At 65.9% G+C, this 19,391-nt stretch carries 23 protein-coding genes and 1 pseudogene; 12 read left to right on the forward strand and 12 right to left on the reverse strand.

Going from position 1 to position 19,391, the window contains the following annotated elements:
* Positions 1-122 precede the first annotated feature (122 nt).
* Complete coding sequence (locus E1B00_RS03280; protein WP_176693107.1) at positions 123-1,511, forward strand: nuclear transport factor 2 family protein; 1,389 nt, start codon at positions 123-125, stop codon at positions 1,509-1,511.
* A 51-nt stretch (positions 1,512-1,562) separates the two neighbouring features.
* Here the strand turns inward: E1B00_RS03280 and E1B00_RS03285 are convergent, their stop codons facing one another.
* Together E1B00_RS03285 and E1B00_RS03290 are read right to left on the reverse strand one after the other, a co-directional pair.
* Positions 1,563-2,480, reverse strand: a complete 918-nt coding sequence (locus E1B00_RS03285) for a VOC family protein (RefSeq protein WP_139445645.1) — start codon at positions 2,478-2,480, stop codon at positions 1,563-1,565.
* A gap of 112 nt (positions 2,481-2,592) precedes the next feature.
* Positions 2,593-3,405, reverse strand: a complete 813-nt coding sequence (locus E1B00_RS03290) for a S1 family peptidase (protein ID WP_139445648.1) — start codon at positions 3,403-3,405, stop codon at positions 2,593-2,595.
* Between the two features lie 108 nt (positions 3,406-3,513).
* On the opposite strand from E1B00_RS03290, the gene E1B00_RS03295 reads away from it, so the two are divergent.
* Positions 3,514-3,873: a DUF1428 domain-containing protein gene (locus E1B00_RS03295; protein ID WP_139445651.1), complete on the forward strand. Its 360-nt coding sequence runs from the start codon at positions 3,514-3,516 to the stop codon at positions 3,871-3,873.
* An 88-nt stretch (positions 3,874-3,961) separates the two neighbouring features.
* Here the strand turns inward: E1B00_RS03295 and E1B00_RS03300 are convergent, their stop codons facing one another.
* The gene (locus tag E1B00_RS03300) at positions 3,962-5,389 is read right to left on the reverse strand and encodes an SPFH domain-containing protein (protein WP_139445654.1); all 1,428 of its coding nucleotides are present in this window, start codon (positions 5,387-5,389) and stop codon (positions 3,962-3,964) included.
* Positions 5,390-5,581: 192 nt separating this feature from the next.
* On the opposite strand from E1B00_RS03300, the gene E1B00_RS03305 reads away from it, so the two are divergent.
* From E1B00_RS03305 to E1B00_RS03320, 4 genes are all read left to right on the forward strand, one after another.
* The gene (locus E1B00_RS03305; RefSeq protein ID WP_139445656.1) at positions 5,582-6,649 is read left to right on the forward strand and encodes an OmpA family protein; all 1,068 of its coding nucleotides are present in this window, start codon (positions 5,582-5,584) and stop codon (positions 6,647-6,649) included.
* Positions 6,650-6,831: 182 nt separating this feature from the next.
* Entirely contained in the window at positions 6,832-7,356 is a 525-nt protein-coding gene (locus tag E1B00_RS03310; RefSeq protein ID WP_139445659.1) for a DUF2975 domain-containing protein, read from the forward strand.
* A gap of 1 nt (position 7,357) precedes the next feature.
* On the forward strand, positions 7,358-7,579 hold the full coding sequence (locus E1B00_RS03315; protein WP_139445661.1) for a helix-turn-helix domain-containing protein: 222 nt from the start codon (positions 7,358-7,360) through the stop codon (positions 7,577-7,579).
* Between the two features lie 2 nt (positions 7,580-7,581).
* Entirely contained in the window at positions 7,582-8,019 is a 438-nt protein-coding gene (locus E1B00_RS03320; RefSeq protein WP_139445664.1) for a hypothetical protein, read from the forward strand.
* Between the two features lie 15 nt (positions 8,020-8,034).
* On the opposite strand, the gene E1B00_RS03325 is transcribed toward E1B00_RS03320, so the two are convergent.
* Together E1B00_RS03325 and trmY are read right to left on the reverse strand one after the other, a co-directional pair.
* Positions 8,035-8,415 carry an STAS/SEC14 domain-containing protein gene (locus E1B00_RS03325; RefSeq protein WP_139445667.1) on the reverse strand — a complete coding sequence of 127 codons (381 nt, stop codon included), beginning with the start codon at positions 8,413-8,415 and terminating at the stop codon, positions 8,035-8,037.
* Positions 8,416-8,458: 43 nt separating this feature from the next.
* A complete protein-coding gene (gene trmY / locus E1B00_RS03330) occupies positions 8,459-9,052 on the reverse strand; it encodes a tRNA (pseudouridine(54)-N(1))-methyltransferase TrmY (protein ID WP_139445669.1) in 594 nt (197 codons plus the stop codon).
* A 229-nt stretch (positions 9,053-9,281) separates the two neighbouring features.
* On the opposite strand from trmY, the gene E1B00_RS03335 reads away from it, so the two are divergent.
* From E1B00_RS03335 to E1B00_RS03345, 3 genes are read left to right on the forward strand one after another with little or no spacing between them, the layout of a single operon-like run.
* Positions 9,282-10,421, forward strand: coding sequence for an SPFH domain-containing protein (locus tag E1B00_RS03335; RefSeq protein WP_139445673.1), 1,140 nt, complete (start codon positions 9,282-9,284; stop codon positions 10,419-10,421).
* Between the two features lie 21 nt (positions 10,422-10,442).
* The gene (locus tag E1B00_RS03340) at positions 10,443-11,747 is read left to right on the forward strand and encodes a TFIIB-type zinc ribbon-containing protein (protein WP_139445675.1); all 1,305 of its coding nucleotides are present in this window, start codon (positions 10,443-10,445) and stop codon (positions 11,745-11,747) included.
* Positions 11,747-11,995, forward strand: coding sequence for a hypothetical protein (locus tag E1B00_RS03345; RefSeq protein ID WP_139445677.1), 249 nt, complete (start codon positions 11,747-11,749; stop codon positions 11,993-11,995). Before E1B00_RS03340 ends, E1B00_RS03345 begins: the two co-directional genes overlap by 1 nt.
* 11 nt (positions 11,996-12,006) lie before the next feature.
* On the opposite strand, the gene E1B00_RS03350 is transcribed toward E1B00_RS03345, so the two are convergent.
* The gene (locus tag E1B00_RS03350; protein WP_139445681.1) at positions 12,007-12,297 is read right to left on the reverse strand and encodes a HigA family addiction module antitoxin; all 291 of its coding nucleotides are present in this window, start codon (positions 12,295-12,297) and stop codon (positions 12,007-12,009) included.
* A gap of 12 nt (positions 12,298-12,309) precedes the next feature.
* Positions 12,310-12,591 carry a type II toxin-antitoxin system RelE/ParE family toxin gene (locus E1B00_RS03355; protein ID WP_139445684.1) on the reverse strand — a complete coding sequence of 94 codons (282 nt, stop codon included), beginning with the start codon at positions 12,589-12,591 and terminating at the stop codon, positions 12,310-12,312.
* 194 nt (positions 12,592-12,785) lie between these two features.
* Between E1B00_RS03355 and E1B00_RS03360 the strand changes: the two genes are divergently transcribed.
* Entirely contained in the window at positions 12,786-13,724 is a 939-nt protein-coding gene (locus tag E1B00_RS03360; protein WP_139445687.1) for an HNH endonuclease, read from the forward strand.
* A 99-nt stretch (positions 13,725-13,823) separates the two neighbouring features.
* A complete protein-coding gene (locus E1B00_RS03365) occupies positions 13,824-14,627 on the forward strand; it encodes a restriction endonuclease (protein WP_139445690.1) in 804 nt (267 codons plus the stop codon).
* A 45-nt stretch (positions 14,628-14,672) separates the two neighbouring features.
* Here the strand turns inward: E1B00_RS03365 and E1B00_RS03370 are convergent, their stop codons facing one another.
* Positions 14,673-15,605: an alpha/beta fold hydrolase gene (locus E1B00_RS03370; protein WP_220396227.1), complete on the reverse strand. Its 933-nt coding sequence runs from the start codon at positions 15,603-15,605 to the stop codon at positions 14,673-14,675.
* 78 nt (positions 15,606-15,683) lie between these two features.
* Between E1B00_RS03370 and E1B00_RS03375 the strand changes: the two genes are divergently transcribed.
* Positions 15,684-16,619 (forward strand): SOS response-associated peptidase family protein, encoded by a 936-nt coding sequence (locus E1B00_RS03375; protein ID WP_139445693.1) that lies wholly within the window; start codon positions 15,684-15,686, stop codon positions 16,617-16,619.
* A 36-nt stretch (positions 16,620-16,655) separates the two neighbouring features.
* On the opposite strand, the gene E1B00_RS03380 is transcribed toward E1B00_RS03375, so the two are convergent.
* The 4 genes and pseudogenes from E1B00_RS03380 to E1B00_RS15925 form a co-directional block, all read right to left on the reverse strand.
* Positions 16,656-17,135 (reverse strand): VOC family protein, encoded by a 480-nt coding sequence (locus tag E1B00_RS03380; RefSeq protein WP_139445696.1) that lies wholly within the window; start codon positions 17,133-17,135, stop codon positions 16,656-16,658.
* 333 nt (positions 17,136-17,468) lie between these two features.
* The gene (locus E1B00_RS03385) at positions 17,469-18,500 is read right to left on the reverse strand and encodes a DUF262 domain-containing protein (protein WP_139445700.1); all 1,032 of its coding nucleotides are present in this window, start codon (positions 18,498-18,500) and stop codon (positions 17,469-17,471) included.
* Positions 18,500-18,784 carry a hypothetical protein gene (locus tag E1B00_RS15745; protein ID WP_246048458.1) on the reverse strand — a complete coding sequence of 95 codons (285 nt, stop codon included), beginning with the start codon at positions 18,782-18,784 and terminating at the stop codon, positions 18,500-18,502. Before E1B00_RS15745 ends, E1B00_RS03385 begins: the two co-directional genes overlap by 1 nt.
* Positions 18,785-18,961: 177 nt before the next feature.
* A pseudogene (locus E1B00_RS15925) lies at positions 18,962-19,303 on the reverse strand (FRG domain-containing protein); the annotation flags it as partial.
* Positions 19,304-19,391 lie beyond the last annotated feature (88 nt).

A 19,391-nucleotide genomic window follows, 5' to 3' on the forward strand; every position in this document is an offset into this window, starting at 1 on the left:
GCGGCGCCCGGGCGGCCGATCCACTCCCTTCGTCGTGTCCCGACCACGGGCTGGCGCATCGGCAGGGCGGATCGCGACCACTTGCGCGTTACTTGTCGGCACACCCACCGACCCAACCTGCCATGACCCGGACGCTCCCGCTTCTCCCGCTGTTGCTCCTGCCTTCCCTCGCCACCGCCGCCCCGCTGGCCTGCGGCAGCGTGCCGACCCAGATGCGCGCCGCGATTGCGCCCCGCGCTGGCGGACCCGAGGTGCTGGAACTGCGCACCGTCGCCACGCCCGCACCGGGCCCGGACGAGGTCCTGGTCCGCGTGCACTACGCCAGCGTCAATCCGGTGGACTGGAAACTGCAGGAGCGCGGCGCCCTGCCCTATCCCGCGATCCCGGGCGGCGACTTTTCCGGCGAAGTGGTCGCGGCCGGCGATCGCGTGCAGGCCTACGCCTGCGGCGCGCGCGTGGCCGGCATTGCCGATGCGCGCGGACGCGGCGGCAGTTATGCCGAATACGTGGTGGTGCCGAGCGAAGCGATCGTCCTCAAGCCCGAGGCGTATTCGATGGCGGAGGCGGCTGCGTACCCGACAGTGGCGATCGCCGCCTGGCGCTACCTGATCGCCAGCGCCGACCTGCAGCCCGGCGAGCGCGTGCTGGTGCACGGCGGCGCCGGCGGCGTCGGTTCGATGCTGGTGCAGATGGCCAAGGCGCGTGGCGCCATCGTCATCGCCACGGCGTCGGCGCGCAACCACGATTACCTGCGCGGCCTCGGCGCCGACCAGGTGATCGACTACACCACCACCCGCTTCGAGGATGCCGTGCGCGGCGTGGACGTGGTGGTGGACACCGTGGGTGGCGACACGCTGGCGCGCTCCCCGGCCGTGCTGCGCGACGGCGGCCGCCTGGTCACCCTCGTCGGCAGCGTGCCGCCGGCGCTGTGCGATGCGCGCATCCGCTGCCCGGCGGCCCCGGGATGGAATGTGCCTGCCGGCCTGGCCCATGCTGCGCCGCTGATCGCCTCCGGCCAGCTGAAGGTCAACATCGAGCGCAGCTATCCGCTCGACCAGGCCGCTGCCGCCCAGCAGCACAACCGCGAGGGCCGCACACGCGGCAAGGTCGTGATCGCGATGGGCGCCGACGAGACCGCCGCCGCGCTGGTGCCGCTGCAGGCCTATCTGGACGGCCACGCCACCGGTGAAGGCCGGCACTTCCAGCGCGCCTTCGCCGCGGACGGCTGGCTGATCGGCCTCAAGGACGGCGCCTACCGGCAGTGGCCGGCGCGCGACTACATCGCCGCCTCGTCCAGCGGCCAGGCGCCGCGCGACGAAGCGCAGCGCCGGCGCAGCATCCGCCAGCTCACCGTCACCGGCCAGGTCGCCACGGCGGTGATCGAACTCGACTATCCGGACATGAAGGCGCTCGACCACATGAGCCTGCTCAAGCGCGACGGCGAATGGCGGATCGTGGCCAAGGTCTACGACGCGATGACGCCCGCGCCCGCCGCCGCAGCGGGCGACTGAGCGCGACTGCTGTGCGCCACCGCTGCGGCGCGACCGCGGCGGAGGCCGGGATCAGGCACCGCCGCGCGCCGCCGCTTCGATCGCCGCCACGTCCAGCTTGTGCATCGGCAGGAAGGCATGGGTGACGCGACTCACCAGAGCCTGGTCCGCCGAGCTCAGGTAGGCGTCCAGCACCGCCGGCGTGACCTGCCAGGAAAGCCCGAAGCGGTCCTTGCACCAGCCGCATTGCTCGGATTCGGGCACCGACGACAGCTGTGCCCAGTAGCGGTCGATCTCGGCCTGGTCGCGGCAGCTGACCACGAAGGAAATCGCCTCGTTGAAGCCGAACGAATGGCCATGGCCGCTGTCCATGGCCGCGAACCAGGTTTCGCCCAGCCGGAAATCGGAGAACATGATGCGGCTGTCGGCGTCTGGCGCCGCGCCGTCCGGATACGGCTCGAGCCGGCCTTCGCGCGAGCCGTCGAAGACGCTGCGGTAGAAACGCCCGGCCGCTTCGGCCTGGCCGGTGGCTTCGCGGGTGAACATCAGCGCCGGCATGATCGGCGGCCGCGGCTCGCCGGAGCCATCGGACAGGATCAGCTGCCACGACAGCCCATAGCGGTCCTGCACCCAGCCGAAGCGCGGGCTGAAGGGATAGGCGTCGAGCGGCATCAGCGCGGTTCCGCCGTCCATCAGCGCGGCCCAGGTCCGGTCGAGCCGTTCGCGCGCATTCTTCTCGCGCGACGGATCGAAGTTGAGCATGAAGGACACCGCCGGGGTGAACCGGAACAGCGGCCCCGCACTGATGGCCTTGAACGGCTGGCCGTGCAGCGTGAAAGCCACCACGTCGCAGTCGCCCGAGGGCGTGTCGCGCAGGGTGACCAGCGAGTCGACCTTCGAATCCGGGAACAGCGCGCAGTAGAACTCCGCCGCTTCCCTGGCCTGGGTGTCGAACCACAGGTGCGGCGTGATCGGCTTGACGAGTGGCATGGCGGGCTCCTTCGGTGGGTGTGGCCTATTGGGGGCCTTACCCTAGCACCGCATCCGCGGCGCCAGACCGCCGGGAATTGAGCTCACTACCTCGCCGCGGAAACCGCCACGATCAGTTCGCGGCGGCGCCCTTGATCGTCGCGTCGATCCAGTCGAGATAGTGCGACACGCGCACCTGGTAGGCCTCGGCGCCATAGCGGCTGGCCCGGTAGTCTTCCAGCGCGCCTTTCCACTGCTGCCACGACATCAGGCCTGCGAGCTGCCACTGGCCGCCCTGGTTGATCAGCACCGGGCCGCCGCTGTCGCCGTTGCCCTGCAGCCCTTCGCGCGCGGTGCCGCCCGGCGGTGCGTCGAATCGCAGCACCAGCCAGGCGCCGTCCACGCGTTCGACCTGGTTGGTGGCGCGCCGCAGTTCGGTGCGGTGCGGCGAGTGCGGATCCACCCCGGCCTTGCCGGTGGCGGTGGCGCCCTTGCCATACAGCCACACACCCTTTCCGGTTTCCTGCGTGCCGCGATAGAGCGGCAGCGGCGCGACGTCGGTGACCGGCTCGGCCAGGCGGACCAGGGCAATGTCGGCGGACGCCGCGAGCTGCTTCATCAGCGGTGCGGCGTCGCCGGTGAGCGCCGCCGGATCCGGCGCGCGGAAACCGGGATGACGGACCACCTCGGCCACCGCAACGCTGCGGCCCTGGATCGTCACCGACGCCAACTCGCCGGGCGTCACGGCATGCGCCACGGTCAGCACCCAGGTCGGCGCCACCAGCAGGCCATGGCCCTCGTCCGGCAGGTCGACCAGCGTCGGCAGTTGGGCGGCGGTGGCGCGGTAGGCGGCCTCGGGCACGTCATCGCGCTGGACGATGGCCATCGCGCCCGGCGCGAACAGGACCGCGGACAAGACCACGCCGTGCAGACTCCTACCCTTCATGCCCATCCCCTGGTTTGTGTCCCGGCTAGCTTAACCGCATCACGCGGCCCTCACACCAGCTTACGGGGCCGGCGGCAGCATCGGTCTCCCCGACCCGAGGAAAACCCCATGTCCTATGTCGACGGATTCGTGATCGCGGTTCCGACCGCCAACAAGCAGAAGTTCATCGACCACGCGAGCACCTTCGATCCGCTGTTCCTGGAGTACGGCGCGACCCGTGTCGTCGAATGCTGGGGCGACGACGTGCCGGCCGGGAAGCAGACCGACTTCCAGCGCGCCGTGCATGCGACGGCCGACGAGACCGTGGTGTTCTCGTGGGTGGAATGGCCGGACAAGGCCACCCGCGATGGCGCGGTAAAGAAGATGATGGAAGACCCGCGCATGGACCCGAAGGAGAACCCGATGCCCTTCGACGGCATGCGGATGATCTTCGGCGGTTTTTCGCCGGTGCTGATCCTGGGCGATTGATCGGCCAAGTCGAGATGGCGTAGCGACCCATCTCCCCGTCCCTCTGCCGCAAGGCGAGAGGGACACGAGGAAGGCCGTGGCGAAGAGATCAGCCCTCGCCCTTCTCCGGCTTGCCGCTGAACTTCTGCAGCAGCTTCTTGCCTTCGGGCGACTGCGCCAGGCCTTCGAGCATGCTGGCCACGGCGGTGCCGCCGTCGGCGGAGAACAGGTCCATCACGCTCGACAGGCCCTTGCCCGGCGTGCCGGCATTGGTGATGACCTTGACGTCGGCGGTCTTGAGCGCCTCGGCCTGGGCCATGCCCACGGCCTGCGCGGCTTCGATGTTGCGGATGCCCAGCAGGTAGTTCTGGTAACCCTGGTCGCTGCCGATCTTCTCGGCCAGCTTGATCTGCGCGTCCACCGGCGCCATCAGGATCGCGGTTTCGGCCTGGCCCTTCGCGTTGCCCTCGGCGGCGATGCCTTCGGCGTTGCGCTTGGCGGCCTCGAGCTGGCCTTCGGCGGTCAGCACGGTCTGCTGCTTCTGGCCCTCGGCCGAGACGATGGCGACCTGCTTGGCGGCTTCCGCAGTCACCACCGACACCTGGCGGGCGGCATCCGCCTGCACGATGGCGACGTCCTTGGCCTGGGCCGCAGCGATGATCGCAGCCTCGCGGTCGATCTCGGCGCCGCGCACGGTCTTGACCTGCACCACGTCCATTTCCTTGGCCGCGGTCTCGCGCTGCTGCACCTTCACCTGCTGCGAGGCCTGCTCGTTGGCGACGCCGACGTTCTTGTCCTTTTCCGCCGTGCGCAGGCCGACCTGTTCGGCGGCCAGCTGCCGCGACATCTCGATCTCGCGCTTGGCGGCGATCTCGGCCATCTCGGCCTGGCGGGTGTTGTCGGCCACCACCAGGCGCGATTCGCGCTCGATGCCCGAGGTGCGCTTGGCCATGATGTTGTGGATGACGTCGCTGTCCTTGGAATCGCGGATGTCCATCAGCTCGATGTTCTTGATCGCCTCCACGCCCCAGCCGCCCAGCTGCGGCTGCACCTCCTTGGTGAAGGCTTCGCCGAAGCGGCTGCGGTCGAGCATGATCTGGTCGATCTCGTGGCCGGCCAGCACGGTGCGCACGGCGCCCTGAACGATGGCGGTCAGCTGTTCCTTCAGTTCGTCGAACGAGGCCACGCGCTGTGCGGCGGTGTTGGAGTCGTTGATGCGGAAGAAGGCCATCACGTGCACCAGGAAGGGCACGCGCTCCTTGTCGTAGGCGGCGTAGTCCGGCAGGTCGATGGCGAAGTTCGACACCGGCAGCGTGACCTTGGTCAGGCCGATCAGCGGGAAGCGCGAGGGCCATTCGTAGTAGGTGTTGCTGTCGAAGCCCTTGCCGTACGAGACGGTGTTCTTTCGCGTCTGCACGATGTGCACTTCGTTCACCGGCACCACCCGGCGCAGGGCGATGATCCAGAAGAAGAAGACAGCGGCGATGACGGCGACGACGACGGCAGCGGCGACGAGGATCAGGGAGGTGCCGAGCATGGAGGTTCCTGGCGGGGTGAAGTGCGGCGAGTATAGAACGCCGCTTCACCGGATTTCGCCGCTTTCCGGCGCGGGCAAGCGGCGCTGACGGGCGGGGGTGCGCAGGACAGCCGGCCCGAGGCTGCCGGTGACCGTCCCGCCAGCGGCTTTGCGTTCTCGCTTGCACACCCGCCCCGCCCAAGGACCCACCCGATGCGCCGCCTGCCCACCCTGCTCTGCCTGATGTTCGCCGCCACCACGGCCTGGGCCGATGCCACCGAACCCACCCGCGACATCGACGGGGCGAAGGACCCGGCCTGGCTGCAGCGCTACGAAGGCAGCTTCATCGTCAGCTACGAGTTCCGCGGTTTCGACGCGGTGAAGTTCCCGGCCTCCGCGCTCGAGCGCGTGCCCGACCAGACCGACGCCTACAACAACCAGGTGCACCGGGCGAAGCAGAACCGCGAGGTCGAGGGCGAATACACCCGCCTGCTCTATATCGCCCCGGCCGATCGTTCGCCGCTGGAAGTGATGCGCAACTACCTGGACCTGGTCGAGGAAGGCGGCGGCAAGACCCTCTACCGCTGCACCGACAGCGACTGCGGCGGCGAACTCAACGGCAACGACCACGGCGGCGGCATCCAGGGTCTGATGGAGCAGATCTACCCGCAGGCACGAGTGAAAGACGCCGACTTCAGCAACGGCAAGTGCGCCAGCGGCGCCACCCCGCGCGAACAGCACTATTCCCTGGTCACCCTGCCCGACGGCAGCGGCGGCGAGCGCACCCTGGGCCTGCTGGCCTACCAGGTCGGCGACCGCAGCTACTGCGATGCGCTGGAGAACCGCACCGCCATGCTGGTGGTCGCCGTCTCGCCCAAGGCGCGCGAGCGCAAGATGGTGACGGTGAGCTCGGACGAGATGGCCAAGGCGCTGGACGCCGCCGGCCACATCGCCCTGTACGGCATCCAGTTCGACACCAACAAGTCCTCGCTCAAGCCCGAGTCGGTGGACACCATCGCCCAGATCGCCAAGCTGCTGCAGGCCCAGCCGGCGCTCAAGCTCGACGTGGTCGGCCACACCGACAACGTCGGCGACGCCGCGGCCAACCTCAAGCTGTCGCAGCGTCGCGCCGATGCGGTGGTCGCCTCGCTGGTCGAAGACCACGGCATCGACGAGGCGCGCCTCACCGCCCGCGGCGAAGGCCTGGGCAAGCCCGTGGCCGACAACGCCACCGAAGAAGGCCGCGCCAGGAACCGTCGCGTGGAGCTGGTGAAGCGCTGAGCGTTCGGATCCCTGCAACCCGGAACGGCCGCCGAAAGGCGGCCGTTCTGGTTCCGGCCGGCGCCGTCCGAACGCCCGCACCGGCCGCGGCTGCCAGGGCTGGCCCGTCGTGACCTCCGGCAGGGTTGTATCGTTTTTCGATATGGTTATTATCGTTCAACGATGCCACAGAGGCCCCACCCATGAACCGTACCGCCAGCCGCGCCCTCGCCGTTTCCCGCCCCCTGCTGCAGATCCTCACCGTCGCCAACGGCATCTACGCGGCCGGCATCACGACCCTGCTGGCGAGCAGCTTCTTCCGCGCCGACTGGCCCTGGGTGCCGCTGGGCCTGGTCGTCGAAGGCCCGGACAGCAGCATTCCCTCGGCGCTGCGCACGGTGATGGTGCTGGGCCTAGTCGGCGCCTTCCTGGTGCACACGATCCTGCGGCGGCTGCTGGCCGTCGTGGACACCGTGCGCGCCGGCGACCCCTTCGTGGCCGAGAACGCGGTGCGCCTGCAGTCGATCGCCAAACGCGTGGTCGGCATCGAAGTGCTGCGCCTGGCCGTGCACCTGGTCTACGAGAACTTCGCGCGCCAGGGCACGCCGCTGGACCTGGGCGAGGCCTTCGCGCTGACGCCCTGGCTGGCCGTGCTGCTGCTGTTCGTGCTGGCCGGCGTGTTCGCCCAGGGCACGCGGATGCGCGGCGACCTCGAAGGCACGGTGTGACATGGCGATCACCGTGCGCCTGGACGAACTGCTGCACGCGCGCCGCATGACCCTGACCGAACTGGCCACGCGCGTGGACATCACCGTCGCCAACCTGTCGATCCTCAAGACCGGCAAGGCCAAGGCCATCCGCTTCTCCACCCTCGAGGCCATCTGCACCGCCCTGGGCTGCCAGCCCGGCGACCTGCTGGCCCACGACCCGACCCAGCCCGCCGAGGAATGAGCATGGACCTTGCCTATCCGTTCCGCACCGACCAGTCGCGCCACGAGGGCGTGCGCCCTGTCCAGATCTGGGGACTTCGCCTGTTCTACTTCCTGATGCTGATCTTCGTCGCGCCCAACGCCTGGGGCGTGCTGCTGGACCACCGCGGCGATTGGGATCCACTGCACGCCGTGACCTGGGCGGTGTGGGCGACCTACCCCACGCTGGCGGTGTTCGCGCTGTTCAAGCCGCTGCGCTGGCTGCCGCTGATGCTCTTCACCCTGGGCTACAAGGCGGTGTTCCTGGGCTTCGTCGCGGCACCGCTGTGGCTGGCGGGCACGATGGAAGGCTCGAGCGCGCAGCCCGTCGCCGAATCCTTCCTGGCGCTGCCGCTGCTGGCGCTGGTGGTGCCCTGGGCTTACGTGTGGAAGACCTACGTGCGCGCAGACCGGACGGCCTGAGGCGCCGGGCGCTACCTAGAAGGCGGGCGGAGGCCCGGCCCAAAGCGCGGCCTCCTGCGCCAGCCAGTGGCGGGCCTCTTCCTCGCTTTCGAAGACATTGCCGTCGAAGCCCAGTCCCTGCGCCAGCACCACGTCGAAGCGCTCGCCGTCGTTGAGCTCGGGAGGGCTGATCATCGCCATGCGCAACCGCCCCTGGGTCGTCGCCGCCCAGCGCCGCACCATGCCCACGCGGGCCAAGAGATCGGGCTTGGCGAAGCCGGTGAGGCCGCGCACGTCGATCAACACGCGCCGTTCGCCTTGCGCCATCGCCTGGCGGAGGCAGTCGTCGACTTCGTCCACGGCCTGGGCGAAGGTTTTCGGACCCTGGAGGCGGAAGGCAAGGAGGTTCTCGGGCATGGGGCATTACAGGCCGGGAACCCTGGCCGATGCAAGCAGGACGTCAACGCTCGTCCAGCGCGTGGTGGATCAGCACCACGCACTGCGAGGCGAACAGCATCTTCCTGCCCAGCGAAATCCGCTTCGTGCCCAGGCGGTCGAGCGTGTGGAAGGTGTTCTTCGGCATCGGGATGTGGTCGGTGAGCAGGAAGCAGGGCCGTTCGGCGAAGACCTGTTCGCGGATCGGCGTGCCCTTCGGGTCCATCACGAACAGCTGGTGATCGGCGGCCAGCTCCTGCACCAGCCGCTCGAAGGCGACCGTGCGCACGGTGACGCCCGATTCCACCGGCCGCGACTCCTCCTTGCCCATGCCGCGGGAGACGTCCAGCGCGGCCGCGACCTTGCCCAGCAGCGAGCGCTCGTCGAAGCCGCCGATGGCGTGCATGGCGCTGGCCTCGAAGCGGATCGTGCGCGAGAAGTCCTGCGTGCTTTCCAGCACCAGGTAGACCACCACGTCCGGCCGGTGCGACTGCGCCACGAAGATCGCGTTCATCAGCGTGTGGGCGAGGATTTCCGGGTGCGCCTCCTGGCCGATGGCCGCCAGCAGCTTCTGGCGGTCGGTGGGCGCGGCGCGGGCGCGAAGGACGAAGGTTCGCATGGGCTTCCTGGCGGCGGGACGCGGCGATTGTCTCCGGAGCCCGCGCGGCGCGCCAGCGGGCGGCAGGTCCGCCCGCGCCGCCATTTTCCGTTAGTGGCCTACGGCGATCGTGTCTGGAGACGGGTTGCCGGATTTCAAGCGGTGACGGGTGGCACTGCGGTCGCCGCCCCGAGTTATATTCGAATGGCAGGGCCGGTAGCGTACCGGCCACGAAACATGGAGAGCAGTCATGGGTCTCGTACAGGCGGTGGTCGGTTCGGTCGGTGGCGTGCTGGCCGACCAGTGGAAGGACTTCTACACGGTGCCGGCCGGGCTGCCGGCCACGGCCGCGCTGTTCGCCGCGGTGCCGCAGGGCACGAACGCCGGCCGCGGCTCGAACACCAAGGGCTCCTCGAACATCATCAGCAACGGCTCGAAGATCGTCGTGCCCGAAGGCTACGGCCTGCTGCTGATGCAGGACGGCAAGATCACCGGCTTCGCGGCCGAGGCCGGCGGCTACGAATGGCGCTCGGACGACATCAACTCCCAGTCCATCTTCGCCGGCGACGGCATCGTCAGCCCGCTGATCAAGCAGAGCTGGGAGCGCTTCAAGTTCGGCGGCCAGCCGGGCGGCCAGCAGCTGGCCTTCTTCGTCTCGCTCAAGGAGCTGCCGGACAACCGCTTCGGCACCCAGTCGGAAATCTACTGGGACGACGGCTTCCTCAACACCCAGGTCGGCGCGGTGACGCGCGGCTCGTACACGCTCAAGATCACCGACCCGATCCTGTTCGTGAAGAACTTCGTGCCGGCCAAGTACCTGCAGCCGGGCCAGGTGTTCGACTTCACCGACATCGACAATGCCGCCGCCAGCCAGCTCTTCAACGAGGTGGTGGGTTCGCTGGCGCCGGCCTTCAGCCTGTACTCGAACGATCCGGCCAAGGGCAACCGCATCAGCAAGCTGCAGCAGGACTCGATCGGCTTCGCCCAGAGCCTGTCGGCGGCGGTCGAGAACGCCTACCAGTGGAGCTCCGGTCGCGGCCTGGCCATCGTCAAGACGGCCATCATTTCGATCGAGTACGACGCCAACACCAAGGAACTGCTCAAGACCGTGCAGCGCGCCGACGCGCTGGCCGGTGCCCGCGGCAATTCCAACCTGCAGGCCAGCGTGGCGGCGGGCATCCAGTCGGCCGGCGAGAACGGCGGCGCGGCGGGCCTGGTCGGCGTCGGCATGGCGACCGGCATGCTGGGCGTGGGCGGCATGCAGCAGCCGGTGGCACCGGCGGCCGACGATCCGGTGGCCAAGCTCAAGAAGGCCAAGGAGATGCTGGACCTGGGCCTGATCACGCAGAGCGACTACGACGCGCTCAAGGCCAAGGCGCTCGGCCTGTAAGCCCGGAGCCGGATCACTGCCATGGCCAATCCGCCGCCGCTTCCGCCCCCGCTTCCGCCCGGCATCGGACCGGGTTCGCCGCAGGAGGTGCCGCCGCTGCCGGGCACCTTCCCGGTGGACCCGGCCACCCTGCCCAAGCCCATCCGTGACGAGGTGCTGGCGCCCGACCCGGTCGCCATCGACACCGCGTCCGAGGAACTCAAGGACGGCCAGAACCACTGCCCGAAGTGCGGCGCCACCGACATCCGGCAGCGGCCCGGCACCGACGTGCTGATCTGCCTGTTCTGCCGGCACGAATGGCATGGCGAGGGCGTGGAGGAAGCCTTCGGGCTGGGCGAAGGCCTGGACGACCTCTCGGGCACCATCATCTCCTCGGGCGCGCAGAACATCGCCGCCGACGTCTCGCACCTGATGACCTTCAAGTGCACGGGCTGCGGCGCCGAAGTCACGGTCAACACGGAAAACTCGATGACGGCGCGCTGCCACTGGTGCCGGCACCAGTTCGGCGTGAACGAGCAGATCGCCAACGGCGCCGTGCCCGACGCCGTGCTGCCCTTCCGGATCAAGAAGGACGACGCGGTGGCGCGCATCCGCCAGTTCGTGGACAAGCGGCGGATGTTCGCGCTGAAGGAGTTCAAGGAGCAGTTCACGCCCGAGAACGTGGTGGGCGTGTACCTGCCCTACATGATCGTGGACGGCAAGTGCAGCGCCGACATCGCCGGCGAAGGCGAGATCAAGACCCGCGAATACACCCGCGGCAGCGGCAAGGACAAGAAGACCTACTACGACGCCGACGTGTACGCCGTGCAGCGGCACGTGGACTTCACCGTGGACGACCTGCCGCTGGAGTCCAACCGCGCCCGCGGCAAGCTCGACACCAAGGTCAACACCAACAACATCATCAACACCATCCTGCCCTTCGACGTGAAGAACGCGGTGAAGTGGAACGCGTCCTACCTGGCGGGCTTCACGTCCGAGAAGCGCGACGCCGACGTCGAGGCGTTGCGCCCGCGCCTGGAAGACCAGCTGCTGTCGATCGCCCGCCACCAGGTGGAGTCGTCGACCGGCCGCTACGACCGCGGCGTGCGCTGGGAAGAGGAAAGCCTGGACGTGCACGGCACCCGCTGGGTGGCCATGTACCTGCCGGTGTGGCTGTATTCCTACCAGCAGCCCGGCAGCGGCATGCTGCACTACATCGCAGTGAACGGCCGCACCGGCGAAACCATGGGCAGCATCCCGATCCAGCAGTGGAAGCTGCTGCTGGCCGCCATCACCACCGGCACCTTCATCGAGGCGATCGTGATCGCCCTACTGGCAGCGCAGTAATGAGCGACGACAATGGCGTATGGCTGCTCGCCCTCGGCCCCACCGGCGCCGCGGCCCTGTACTGGGCGATCTACCGCTACTACCGCAACACCGACAAGTCGCATGCCTTCGAGCGCGAGACCAAAGTCGACGCGAAACCGGTGACGGGCACCGACCGCAAGACCGGCGACGTGACCGGCGTGCGCAACTCGCGCATCCCCGGGGACAATGTGAAGGCGTATCGGGATCGGGTTAAGCGGGTCAGGTAGGCCGGCGGGGCTCAGGCCGCAATCCGCTGGATCCGCCCCAGCTTGCCGCCCAACGTTCGGCGCGCCTCTTCAAGATCGTACGTTGCCTGGAGCTCCAGCCAGAACCGCTCGCTGGTGCCCAGCGCTGCCGCCAGCCGGAGCGCCGTATCCGCGCTCACGCCACGCTTGCCGAGAACGATTTCGTTGATGCGCCGCGGCGGAACGCCCGCGGCCCGCGCCACGGCGTTCTGGCTGATGCCCAGGGGCGACAGGAACTCCTGGAGCAGGATCTCGCCAGGGTGGATGTTGGGTAGACGATTCATGGGCAACCCCGTTCAGTGGTAGTCGACGATGGCAACCTCGAACGCTTCGCCGTCACGCCAGCGGAAACAGATCCGCCACTGATCGTTGATGCGGATACTGAACTGGCCGCGACGCCCTCCCTTGAGCGCCTCGAGGCGATTGGCCGGCGGCACCCGCAGATCATCCAGCGTCGCCGCCGCAGCCAGCATCCTCAGCTTCCGCCGGGCCACCGGCTGGATGGCCTGGGGCAACCGCCGCGAGCCCGAACCATCCCAAACCCGCTCTGTTTCCTGATCCGCGAAGCTGCCGATCATGGTCGAATGTAACGCTCCCCGTTATATAACGCAACCCGTTATAGCTGCGCCGGTCTGCTAACCGCGCAAGTCCGCGCACCTTGCCGTTGCTCCAGGCCCGCGGGAATCAGTGAATTGCGCGCAGTGGGGTCGGCAGTCCCAGGGCTATTCCTCGCCTACCCCAGTTGACGTAACCTGGTCAGAGGGAGAATCCGATGGCCTTTTGGTGGGTCAACCACAAGCAGACACGCGACCACGAAGTGCGTGGTGGCTACCTGTGGTCGCCCTATCGCAACGCCAACGGCGCCTTCAATCAGACTTACGAGAACTTGCGCCATGCCCGAGTGGGTGATGTCGTCTTCTCATTCGCCAATGCCCAAATCGGAGCGGTTGGCCGCGTGACCGCGGCGGCTACCCCCAGCCCCAAACCGATCGAGTTCGGCAATGTCGGTGACAACTGGGCCAATGAAGGCTGGCTTGTCGAGGTCGACTTCGTGCCCGTTCCGCGGGCCCTTCGACCGCAAGCCCACGCCCAGGCCATCGCGCCCCTGCTACCTGCACGCCACTCTCCGATACAGGCCAACGGCCATGGCAATCAAGGCTGTTATCTGGCCGGGATCTCAGACGCCCTGGGCGCGGTCCTGGTGGAACTGATGGACGCTGGGACCCTGCTTCCAGCGACGAACCGGATCAGCGAGCCGGAACTCGGTCCAGCGCTCCTCGAGGACCTGCACCGGATCGAAGGCGACCTTTCGATTCCAGATACCCAGAAGCCGCAACTCGCCAAGGCCCGTATCGGTCAGGGCCTGTTCCGGAAGCGCGTCATCCTGCTTGACCCAACGTGCCGCGTAACCGGCGTGACCGAAACCCGCGTGTTGATCGCCAGCCATATCAAGCCGTGGAAAGACTCGAGCAATGCCGAGCGAATCAATGGCCACAACGGCATCATGCTCTCGCCACACGTAGACGCCCTGTTCGACGACCACCTGATTACCTTCGAGGACGACGGACGAATTCATGTGCACGAGTCCCTGCCGCGGGACGTCCTCGATCGCTGGGGAATCGACCCAAGTCGTCGGGTGGAACGATTCCGGCCAGAACAGGCCATTTTCCTTGGCCACCATCGAAACGCATTCGGAGCGAAGATCGGATAGGCATGCCGTCTTCCGTAACGATGACTGACCCATCCCCTACCCGGTGACCTGTTCAGCCCCTTCGCGGCGGTCACCTCTTAATCCTCTCAAGAGACCCCGATGGCCGCACGACGCCGAACCTCAGGACTGGAAGCCCTTGCCGCAATGCCGTGGCCCGTCGGGATCGGCTTGGGCATCGCCGGCTTTCTGCTGGTCAGGTATGGCGCCCCGTGGTACTTCAGCCAGGACAGCTCGGCCATTTCGAAAGCCTTCGCCCAGGGCCTGGCCAACGGCCCCGTGCAAGTGTTCTCCTGGGTCGTCCTGTTGATCTGCTGGCTTGGCGCTGGTCTTTCTTACATCAAACAGCGCCAGCGTGCCCGCCTGTTTGATGCCCAATCGAAAACCCTTGAGCTGTCGGCCCTGAGCTGGCGCCAGTTCGAAAGCCTCGTGGCCGAATGGTTCCATCGACAGGGATATCAGGTCGTGGAAACTGGCGGTGGCGGACCGGACGGTGGTATCGACCTGATCCTCAGGAAGGGAGGCCGGAAAGAACTGGTGCAATGCAAGCACTGGAAGCGTCGCCAGGTGAGCGTCACGACGGTCCGTGAGATGTGGGGGCTGCTGCAACACCACCAGGCCGACGGCGTGTGGATTGTATGTACTGGTGAATTCACCGCCGATGCCGCGACGTTTGCTGCCGGCAAGCCCGTCCACCTGGTCACAGGCGCCCAGTTGGGAAGCCTCATGCAAGAAATCAGTGCAGGAGCGCAACCATCGCCCTTCTCGGAAGAAGTGCCGGCACCCAGCCTCACCTGCCCACGATGTGGTCGCGGAATGGTTGAGCGACAGAACCGTCGAACCGGCGACCGATTCTTCGGCTGCGAGACATACCCTGCCTGCAAAGGCACCTCGGCGAAGCCGTAGCGCGTCGGCCACCTTCGGCCGTGCCGCGTTCGTGAGATCACGCCGTCAGCCTTCGCCCATGAAGTCGCGATAGGCGGCCAGCACCTCATTGGGCGCTTCCACCTGCGGGTAATGCCCCACCCCCGCCAGTTCATACACCGGCGCTTGCGGCAGCAGCTCGCGCCACCGGGCGACAATGCCGCGGCCGGAGATGGGGTCTTCCAGGCCGTTGATCAGGGCGAGGGGCACGGTGGCGTGCTGCAGGGCCCCGACCCAGCGTTCGCGGTGGCGGTGGCGTTCGGCGATGTAGCGCAGCAGCTTGGGCATCACGGCCTTGCCGCCGTCGCGGGTGAGCTGCTGCCAAGCTTCGGCCAGTTCGCCGTCGGGCCAGGGCCGGGCGCAGATGCGCTGCAGGCTGGCGGTGAAGGTGCGCTCACTAATGAAGCGAACCAGCAGCGGCCCCAGCGGCCCGGCCAGCAGGCGCTGGATGCGCAGCGGGCGCGTGGCCTCGGGGAACAGGCCGCCGTTGAGGAAGGCCACCGAGGTGATGCGGAAGCCCAGCCGGCCCTCGCGCTGCCGCGCCAGCAGTTCCTGCGCCACGGTATTGCCGTAGTCGTGGGCCAGCACCGCCACCTTGCGCACGCCGGTGGCTTCGGCCAGCGCCACCCACTGGTCGGCCGACGCGGCGATGGAATAGACGAACTTGCGCGGCTTGGCCGAGGCGCCGAAGCCCAGCATGTCCAGCGCGAACACTTCGTGCTGTGCCGCCAGCTCGGACCACAGCCCGCGCCAGTCGCGGCTGGAGGTCGGGAAGCCGTGGATCAGCCACAGCGCCGGCCCCTGCCCGTCCCGGCGCGCCTGCAGTCGATGGCCCTGGAACGTGAGCGTGAACTTGGCAGCCTGTTCGTATCGGGTCACGCGAACCTCCGACTGCAGGCCCTGCATCCATGCGGTGGCCGCCTGGTGCGCCATCGGGCGCGGGCGCCGGCTGCTGATCATCCTTGAACTCGAAATTGCGCCATGTCGGCCGGCATTATGCCAGCGCCGCGAAATGCCGGCCCGCGTTATGCTTCGCACATGTGCTACTCCGCCCAGATCGAAGCCAGCTACAAGGCCTTCGTGCGCAAGTACGGGGCCGTGCTGGACATTCACGAATACGTGCGCATCGCCAACCGCGACCTGAAAAAGGCCCGCGAGGCCTACAAGGTGCCGAAGGCCGTGGCGCTGTCGTTTGTGGACGGCAGCTCGCCGGCGGAACAGGAAATCGCCGCCGCCTTCCTGCGCGGCCTGGCCGACCAGGTGAAGGACGAACAGGCCGAAATCGCCGCCCTGCGCGAACGGCTGCAGGCCGCCGAAGCCAGACTAGCCAGCCCGCGGCCCACGAAAAAGGCCGCGGACGACGCCCGCATCGCCCAGCGCAAGATCGAAGCCGCCGAACGCCGCCTCGCCGGCCTGCAACGCCTGGACCTGCAGCCCGCGGACTCGCGCCTGTGGCCCGGCCAGTTCGTGCCGGTGATGATCGTGCAGGACGGCAAGCGCCTGGTCACGCCCATGCGCTACCGCTGCCGGCCCGCGTACGTGGACGAAGCGTTCGAGAAGGCGCGCCCCGGCCTGTACAACGCCCGCCTCGATTCCCTGGAAACTTTCTGGAAGCCGCTGTTCGGCCACCGGCACGCCGTGGTGCTGGTGAATTCCTTCTACGAACGCGTGGACCGCGACGGCAAGTCGACCGAAGTCGAGTTCACCCCCGACGACGGCGAACCGATGCTGGTGGCCTGCCTGTGGTCGGACTGGGGCGACGGCGACGAGCGCCTGCATTCCTTCGCCATCATCACCGACGAGCCGCCACCGGAAGTCAGGGCCGCCGGGCATGACCGGATGATCGTGCGGATACAGCCGGAGGACCTGGAGGCCTGGCTCAATCCGGATCCGTCGAACCTGAAGGCGCTTTACGACCTCTTCGACCGGCGGCCGCGGCCCTACTACTCGCACCGGGTGGCCGAAGAGGCTTGACCGGGGTTGCGCCGGGTCAGAGGCCGAAGCCTGGCCCTACTTCCCGCCGCGCACCGCCGCTTCGATGGCCGCCACGTCGATCTTGCGCATCGGAAACATCGCCTCGAACGCGCGCTTGGCTACGTCGCCGCCGGCAGCCATGGCTTCCGTCAGCACCCGCGGCGTGATCTGCCAGCTGATGCCCCACTTGTCCTTGCACCACCCGCACTGGCTTTCCTTGCCGCCGTTTTCAACGATGGCGTTCCAGTAGCGGTCCGTCTCTTCCTGGTCTTCGGTCGAAATCTGGAAGGAGAAGGCTTCGCTGTGCTTGAACGCCGGGCCACCGTTGAGGCCGATGCACGGGATGCCCGCGACGACGAATTCCACGGTCAAGGCGTCGCCGGCTTTGCCATCGGGGTAGTCGGAAGGTGCGCGGTGGACTGCGCCGAGGTGGCTCTGCGGGAAAAGGCGCGTGTAGAAGCGCGCGGCTTCTTCGGCGTCGTGTTCGAACCATAGGCAGACAACGCTTTTGTTCATGGGAACATTCTCTCCACGGCGATGGCCTTCAACAGAACTCGGACTAGAAGTAGGGAGCCCCGGGATCAAGCTATACCAAAGTCCGCAACCAGGGCCCGGCAACTACGATTGACTGCATTCTGAAGACCGCGGACTTGGTGGATCAACGAGAGCATCCCGACACTTTTGCAAATAGCCGCACACCTCAGACTGGCGCACCAAAGATCCGCTCAACCACAAACCACCGACCTAGGACGCCGGGAAATAGGATGGACTAGATACCAGAACGCGCCGCAACTGGCGCAATGAAGAATCCCAAGCAACCCCAACGACCTCGCCTACAACAAGCCAAGACTATTTTCCGAGATAGCGAAGCAGAATCTCTGTTCTCAGCCGAATACTCCCAGAGTCATTTGTGTTTCTCGCCATCATGTCGAAGTTCGACAGATCATGATCACCAGGCAGGCCTTCGGCAACCTTCTCCTTATTTTTTTGCCTAAGCTCGTTAAACCTTACGAACTTTTCTCGCAGCCCGGGCACCGGTCCAGTCTGACGGCAAACCTGATAGTAGACAGTTAACGGGCCTTGTGAGGACAACAAGACATCTCGAGGAACGAACACCTTCTCCATCCAACCCAAAACTGCATTGACTCGAGATGCGGCCTTTTCAAACCCAGGGGACTCCGCTTTGACGCCCTCATCAACCAATCGATCAATTTGAGTCTTCTTCGTGTCAACTATTTTCCCCCTGAACTCAAGCAGAAGAAGCTTTGCTGCAACCGCCTTGTCTTCACCGCGCTTGGTTGAGAAACGCACCCTAGTCCTGAAGAAGTCGTGCTTTGCTATGGCGGAGATTTGCTTCGGCACCACACCCTTCATTGCATTCCTGAATTCAGGCGCAGTAAGTGGCTTGCTCGAGTTTAGCCGGATGAAAAGGTCGTTGATCTTCGCCTCATCATCCGTAATGACGCTCATGACATCCAAGTTGAACTGATCAAACCGGTCAGCGACTTCAGAGTGAGTTTCCTTCAGATCCTTGTAGAAAAGCCCCCCCAGGCTAAGAAGTGGATTGGCCTCAAACACAAAGTCTTGTCTAAGCGGAAACTTATTCCCAACAAAATCAATAATCGCTTCCAGGCGCTGCTTTCCATCAATAACTGCGTAGCGCCGATTGATAACGTTTAGCGATGTGTTCCCAAACGAGAAATCTGCCAGATAAATCTTTGGGATGTCGTAGTCGTTGATTATCGAATCAACCAGATACGCCTTCGCGCTTTCGGACCAAACATTACCTTTCCGCTGGTACGGCGGAGAAAAATCTATCTCGTTCCGGCGGGAGTTCCACCACGAAACCGTTCGCCGATCATGCGCCTGCACTTTGAACATCACCTGGCTCCAAATCCTGCGGATCGCTTCAGTTCACGCGCCAGACCGTCCAAGTCAGGAAATACGGTCGAATCCAGCACCCCCGCTCCAAGCAGCTCACGGAACACAGACTCTTGATGAACTCCATTAATTTCTATTTTTTGAAGAGTTCCATCTTCGAAGGCTCCAGCAGTGAAAACATCCTCCATTGGGTCCATAGATCTCCCAAAAAGAGTAAAAACACCGCGCTGGGAAACAATTCTTGGGCTGTTATGCACACCATAAACCGCAACCGGGCGATCCATAAGCGTTGCTCCGTCGCCAACCTGAACGTATCCATTAGTTAGCCGGCTATCCCCCACGGAAAACGGCTCTCCCGAATAATTGATGTGTGCATGAACCGTCCTATTCCACAGGACCGGCTTTAGCCTCCATACACACGACGATCCAGTTGTCGTTCCGGTCGCATCCCGGCGGAGATCACATAGAGCGAAGAACAGTGCTACGAATGCATTCTCCGACCAGTCAAGCAGCCGAGTAGGCATTCCATGGTGCTGCATTAGGAACATCAGCTCCAACCTGTCAACCGGAAGCGCTCTACTGACCATGGGCTGCGCTCTTTCGCGAAAGCGAGTGATTAAAGATGCCTCCAACCCAAGTAATTGCGCGGACACGCCAATAGTCGGATGACGATAGAGCGATGGAACAAGCCTGTGCGTCGAGGACGAAACACCCCTGAACCACTTTAGCTCATCTGGCTCTGCTGCAATTGCGCGGGCATACCCTGAAAGGGTTCGGATTTCTATAGTCTCCAGTGTAGGCATCTATTTTTTCGCTCTTGTCAGAGAACAAGCTTGAGCCATGAGAAATCGAAGCTTCACGCAACAGCCGAGATACTTCTTTTGATTTGAA

The sequence above is a fragment of the Arenimonas terrae genome (genome assembly GCF_006265115.1).
Taxonomy (GTDB): Bacteria; Pseudomonadota; Gammaproteobacteria; order Xanthomonadales; family Xanthomonadaceae; genus Arenimonas; species Arenimonas terrae.